The sequence below is a fragment of the Lentibacillus halophilus genome, from assembly GCF_039522485.1.
GTDB lineage: Bacteria > Bacillota > Bacilli > Bacillales > Amphibacillaceae > Lentibacillus > Lentibacillus halophilus.
On record NZ_BAAADM010000029.1, the window covers coordinates 1 to 5,707 of the forward strand.

Consider the following 5,707-nt stretch of genomic DNA (forward strand, 5'->3'; position numbering starts at 1 on the left):
GATGCCCAGCAACTTGGCCTGATCGGAAATTGAGAGTTCTGAATCAGCCCAATCGACCATTTCCATACGTTCTTGCCTAGTCGTCGTAGATGCCAGATTTTTTTTTGAGCCACGACAGCTGCGTGGTTAATTTCCCGACTTCGGAATACAGATTGTCCAATTGTTTTTCATAATCGGCTTTCATCTTTTCCTTGTCCTTATTTTGTTTCTCAAAAACCTGTGGCATCTCCTGCAGAAAATGTGTTTTCCATTTATGCAGCTGATTCACGTGAACCTCGTTCTCTGATGCGATCTGGCTCATGGATTTTTCTTCCTTCAAGATTTCCAACACGATTTGTGATTTAAATTCAGGTGTATAGCTTTTACGTTTCATAAAAGTACCTTAACATCTCCCTTTTTCGTGTCTAAAATCTTGGGTCCATTATAAAGAGAATTTTCTAAGGTTGCTTTTTGTTGTTTTTGTATTTTATTTCAGCAGTATTTGGGTGAAATTGGATTTTTAGCGTTTTAAGGTCTCAATAAAACAGATTTAATGATTATATTTTCGAACAAATGTTCTTGACTTTTCATAGATTATAGGATATCTTATATGTAATCAATAACTTAACTGGCGATAAAGGTATAAGCAATGAAAGTTTTTGGAAGCCGTGACAATACGGTGATCCGTGCGAACAAAGTGCAGAAAGGAATGATACACTAACGATGGGTCGGAAAAAGCGGATGTGGGATCCCGATTCATTCTATCACGTCGTCTGTCGCGGCAATCGCAGGGATGCGCTTTTTAAGGATGATAGTAATTTCAAAATTTTCCTTCGTATACTCCAACAGACCAATAAGAAGGCCCCGTTTGAACTCGCTTCCTACTGTTTGATGACCAACCATTTTCACCTGCAAATACGGTCCAAAGATCAGCCTGTCTCCAAAGTTATGTCATTCATCAACAAGCGGTATGCTGACTATTACAATACAAAGAACCGAATCACCGGCCATGTCTTTGAAAAACGGTATTATGATAAGCTGATTGCATCGAAACAAGGGATGCTGGAAGTGAGCCGTTATATCCATTTGAATCCGGTAGACGCCAACATGGTGATGCATCCACAAAGCTATCCATGGAGCAGTTACCGATATTACATGCATACGTCCAGACATCATCTTTTGACCATGGCTATTATTTTGGATTACTTTTCAGGGGATGCCTGGGAGAAGCGCCGGAAATATCAAGAGTTTGTGGGGAGGGAACGGGTAGAATAATTGGGAAGTGACAGGCACCACCATCAAGACCACTATTCCAAGCAGCGGGAAAAATATAAGAAATGCTGTGGAGCGTAGGTATTGAACGAGAGCGCCTACTATTCCCTGGGAAAGTGGATGGAAATGGAAGGCATTTTGCCACTCCCGAACCGCCCTGTCCATCCTCGGTCTACTTCAGTTGTTTTTCCAGTATATAACATTCGAGTAGTAGGAACATAAGCAATTTTAATATCCGAGTGCCAAGTACATAAACAATTCTGAATTGTGTACGTGCCTGGCACTTATTCCACCCTAGGCTCTTTTTTATATGATGCTTGACCTGGGGAGTGCTCACATTAACTTTCTGAAATATTAGTAACATATCCTAAGTCAAATTGACTATCATCCACCATATAGTGATTAAAAAACTTTGAATCGATCCCTGTTATATGATGGAAAAAAGGAGTTTCCACCATCCAGTCGTTTTCAATCATTTTGCGTATATCAATCAACCCATTTTTAGCAACGAAATCAATGATCGATTTAACTTTTTGCGGTTTCTGTATTTGAAGTGCCTCATCAATTGGCTCTCTTTTTAAATAACCTTTTCGATGAAGTGCTGCATAAAAATTTCGATGTGTTTTGGCATCTAGAATGTCTAAACTGGCTGCACGGTATCCCAGAACTTGCATGGACGTTTTGTATTTTGTTTTTAAATCGGTATATGCATCGGGGTTTGTTGTACGTGCAACTGTCTGCATATCCTCTAAAAATGCCTCCTCAGGCAAAAGAAATGCACCGGCAAACTGATTAGCTTCTTTTTCAATAGCTTTATGGCCTTTGCGATCTAAATGGGTGAATTCCAGTTTATAGTGAAGCAGCAAATGGCCAAGTTCATGAGCGATGTCAAAATTTCTGCGTACAGCTGAACGTTTTAAATTGCCCAATATAATGAAAGGACGCTCCCGATTTGTCCATAAACTGTAAGCATCAATTTCTTCCCCAATAGCTTTTTCAAAAACAAATACGCCACTTTTTTCAATCAGAAACAATAAATTGTCATTTGAGTCATTGCGGAAGCCTAATCTTTGACGTGCGGTCTTGGCGACTTTGTTTATTTGTGTATGTCTGTCATCATTCGTTGTATTTAAATAGCTGATTACGTCGTCCCTTAATTGAATGATTTTCTGTGTAGGCAATTTAATATAAGTTGTTAAATAGTTAACAAAGCTATCCAAAAATTCAACGTGCTTTGCCTCGGATTGTGTTTTGGAAATAACGTTCATCACGTTAGAACGATAGGCAATATTCATGACTGGTATATTTTCTGGTTCAAAGTACCGGCTTAGAATATCCTTTTTATAAAAATATTTACTTTTCACATAAAAAATGGACTTTAAATCATTTACATTCTGTATTTTAGGTGATGTGTAATAATTTTCGTATTGCCAAACGGCTTGTTCTGTTACATTTAACATTTCAGAGAGCTGTTTTCGGGAATATCCATGCATGATACGAAGATTAGTCAAGTTTTCTCCAATAAACATTATGCTCCCCCTAAATGATTAATACTTAATTACTTTCTTCGTCGTCAAAGATACCTATATCAAATGCTGCGGGATCTATTATATCACTATCCTGTTCAGGAGCAACGATATATCGTTCTTCATCTGTTAACTCTGAACCAGTAATGTGTTTTGAAAGATTTTCTATGGGATAAGCTGTATTGTCCTCAGGATTGGGTAAGTAATGCATAATCTCAGATATTTGATAAGCGTCATCAATTTTGTATGTAAGAATGTGAAATTCATTATAAGATGATTTAATCTGGTCAAGTTCATCCTCTATTTGGTTTTTAGGTATAAATAAGGATAATTGTTCATTTCTTTCAAAAGGATTTTCATACCATGAAGTTGTGTTCGGAAAGTTAAGTGACTTATTAATTTTTGAGAGTTCATGGAGATAAGTGCGGCGTTGCCCTTTATTTTTATTAGGCAGTACAGCGTGTGAGAAATTATTTTGGTTAAAATAGGCAGCATTTTTTATAAGGAAAAGCTTTTTTGTGTCATTGTGAATAAATTGTAGATAATCCCAGGTTAAACCAGCTTTTGACATTTTATACGATAAATTAATGTTACTGCTGATTTCAGCTATTTTATTTTCTATAAAGTTTCCTTTTGTCCACGCAAAGGCAGAACTGATTTTCATTTTCTGACGGCGGTCTTTACGATGCTCGATATAATCCCGGTAACCTTCAACGATAGCGTTTACGATAATCTCACTTTCATTCGTGTTAAATTCATATTGCCTCATATCCATCCCCCTATTATTTTTAATATGACATCATTATAATTCAGTTTAAATAAAAAAGATATGATTTTATTTAAATTATTTAAAGTTTTTATGAAAATGAGAACTTGCGCCAAGCACCGACACAAATGGAAAGCTATTCTAACATTACCAAGTATTACAGTGTCCGGTTAACAGGAAGTACGTCACGTCTATAATCGTATCCCTACAAGAAAAAGTGTCATGTGCAGTGTTTTGCATGACACTTTTTCCATTTCGGGTTCGATTATAAAATAAAGCTGAAATAATAGAATGCATTTGGAAGGAGGGAGGGGGGGGTCCTCACCCAATGATTTCGACAAAAATCGGGAAGTGACAGGCACCATCCTATCCGCGAAGCCATTCTCGTGCTGCATCCAGTTCTTGCAGTGGGTACTGGGTGACTTCCACACCTGGTATGAGCTTTTCAACTTTTTCGTTAAGGCTAAATGTTTCATCTGCTACAATGGCGCTTTTTTTGATGCTTCTTAGTTGGGTAAGGATTTTCCAAGCTTTCGGCAGTGCTTTTGTAGTGTTGCCCTCAATGTTTTTGAAAATGAACAAAATGTTGAGAGGTTCCTCTTGAAGTTTCTTAGCCTTTAACGCTTCTTCAAATGTTTCCAAGTCATCCTGTGTTGCTGTGCCCTCAGTCGTCACTTCCAAAATCTGCCCCTTTTCCTCACCTTTGATCTCTATCATTTGTCCAATCATCCTTTCATGTTCAAGGGTCATCTTTATATACAGCATTCCACTCTATACATGAAATGAAACATGTGAGTGGTGGTTATAGATAAATTCATTACAACGGCGACATGGGGAAAACTAAGAATTGGCTCAAAGAAATGTAACGGAAGATCGCTCTAGTGCACGAACAGTTCTTTTCAATTAAAAAATCGGGTATATTATAGGAACTAGGATCAATTCCGGAAATATTCAGAATTGTGTGCGTGCCAGGCACCAGAAAGGAGGGGCTGCGCTATGAACAGGCCATGGGTGGGGGTTCAATATTGGGAACATCCTATATTCATTCATTGGCCGGTACCGTATGATGGGCTACGACCGCTCGTGCCGGGTCCTTTTCAGCTGGATACGTTTCATGGCCAGGCATGGATAAGCGTGGTACTCTTTCGTTCGCCCCGAAGTCGTTTGCGATGGGGGTCAAGCTTGTTCTCTCTTGGTCCGTTCTGGCAGGTGAATGTGCGGACGTATATCCGTTTTTATGAGGAACCGGCTGTTTATTTTCTTAATGTGTACACAAACAGCAGGCTGTCGGTGTTGGGTGCCCGATGTTTGCTGTCTTTGCCTTATCAGCAAGCCTCTTTTGATACTTCCACGAGCGGGAGACGGACATCATTCAGAATGGAATCAACTGTTGGCGAGCCATCCCGACGATTTTCAGCCGATGTTTATCCGTTATCCGGCTGGTTTTCTCCAGAGAATCACTCATTGGAGAACTGGCTTACGGAACGCTACCATGTCTACATGGTCAAAGGAACGTATATTGTCAAAGCAACGATTTCCCACATGCCGTGGCGTCTTTCTGAAGCCCGGTATAACATCAAACAGAACAACGTGCTCGAGGTTACGCCCGAAATAAGCGACCCGCTGGCTCATGTTGCCTCGCCCCAAACGACCTATGTATACCCACCCAGCATAAGAGGGCGATATGTGTAGCGCGCGGATAAGTGCCAGGCACCTGAACAATTCAGAATTTATCAGGTGCCTGGCAGAGCGACCGGGCTTAGGTCGTAGCATATAGCGGGTGGGATGCCCGCCGAGTAAGAGTTAGCCACTCGCTCGTAGCAAGTTTTGGGTGGTGAAAGGCAACTTTCATCATTAAGCGTAAACAGTTAGCTAGTGGGCCGTAAACGACAGTTGAAGGGATTGAGCCCCGAAATACCCAATGAAAGGGCAGATGGTTTTGTCAGTCCAGAATGCAACATCTTGATAAGCGGTATAGGCGAGCTTATTAAGACCTTTCCGGGGTCGGTGACCACGGCACGCTAGACATGGATATGCTACGGCAACCCGGGAGGTCCTATCGGGTCTTCCTGCGGAAGCAGGGAGTATGGTTGTACAAGCGATACAAAGTGAGGAAACCAAATGTCTGATAGGAAGTCGGAGGGCTACATAGTACCGTTGAAGC

The 5,707-nt window shown here is 40.4% G+C and carries 6 protein-coding genes; 2 read left to right on the plus strand and 4 right to left on the minus strand.

Annotation, left to right across the window (positions count from 1 at the left end):
* Positions 1 to 76 precede the first annotated feature (76 nt).
* Positions 77 to 373 (minus strand): transposase, encoded by a 297-nt coding sequence (locus ABDZ72_RS05355; protein WP_343751639.1) that lies wholly within the window; start codon positions 371 to 373, stop codon positions 77 to 79.
* 329 nt (positions 374 to 702) lie between these two features.
* Between ABDZ72_RS05355 and ABDZ72_RS05360 the strand changes: the two genes are divergently transcribed.
* Positions 703 to 1,254, plus strand: a complete 552-nt coding sequence (locus ABDZ72_RS05360) for an REP-associated tyrosine transposase (RefSeq protein WP_343751641.1) — start codon at positions 703 to 705, stop codon at positions 1,252 to 1,254.
* A gap of 335 nt (positions 1,255 to 1,589) precedes the next feature.
* Here the strand turns inward: ABDZ72_RS05360 and ABDZ72_RS05365 are convergent, their stop codons facing one another.
* The 3 genes from ABDZ72_RS05365 to ABDZ72_RS05375 all read right to left on the minus strand — a co-directional run bounded on the left by ABDZ72_RS05365 (position 1,590) and on the right by ABDZ72_RS05375 (position 4,260).
* Entirely contained in the window at positions 1,590 to 2,780 is a 1,191-nt protein-coding gene (locus ABDZ72_RS05365; protein WP_343751643.1) for a spr1629 family repressor/antitoxin, read from the minus strand.
* 25 nt (positions 2,781 to 2,805) lie between these two features.
* Complete coding sequence (locus ABDZ72_RS05370) at positions 2,806 to 3,546, minus strand: spr1630 family ClpXP-sensitive toxin (protein ID WP_343751645.1); 741 nt, start codon at positions 3,544 to 3,546, stop codon at positions 2,806 to 2,808.
* 363 nt (positions 3,547 to 3,909) lie between these two features.
* Complete coding sequence (locus tag ABDZ72_RS05375) at positions 3,910 to 4,260, minus strand: SpoIIAA family protein (protein ID WP_343751646.1); 351 nt, start codon at positions 4,258 to 4,260, stop codon at positions 3,910 to 3,912.
* A 279-nt stretch (positions 4,261 to 4,539) separates the two neighbouring features.
* Here ABDZ72_RS05375 and ABDZ72_RS05380 point away from each other — a divergent pair, with 279 nt between their 5' ends.
* Complete coding sequence (locus ABDZ72_RS05380; RefSeq protein WP_343751647.1) at positions 4,540 to 5,235, plus strand: DUF2071 domain-containing protein; 696 nt, start codon at positions 4,540 to 4,542, stop codon at positions 5,233 to 5,235.
* Positions 5,236 to 5,707: the final 472 nt, after the last annotated feature.

Coding starts and splice junctions, on each gene's coding strand:
- ABDZ72_RS05370 (WP_343751645.1), bottom strand. CDS start 3,546: ATGAGGCAATATGAATTTAACACGAATGAAAGTGAGATTATCGTAAAC.
- ABDZ72_RS05355 (WP_343751639.1), bottom strand. CDS start 373: ATGAAACGTAAAAGCTATACACCTGAATTTAAATCACAAATCGTGTTG.
- ABDZ72_RS05375 (WP_343751646.1), bottom strand. CDS start 4,260: ATGATAGAGATCAAAGGTGAGGAAAAGGGGCAGATTTTGGAAGTGACG.
- ABDZ72_RS05360 (WP_343751641.1), top strand. CDS start 703: ATGGGTCGGAAAAAGCGGATGTGGGATCCCGATTCATTCTATCACGTC.
- ABDZ72_RS05380 (WP_343751647.1), top strand. CDS start 4,540: ATGAACAGGCCATGGGTGGGGGTTCAATATTGGGAACATCCTATATTC.
- ABDZ72_RS05365 (WP_343751643.1), bottom strand. CDS start 2,780: ATGTTTATTGGAGAAAACTTGACTAATCTTCGTATCATGCATGGATAT.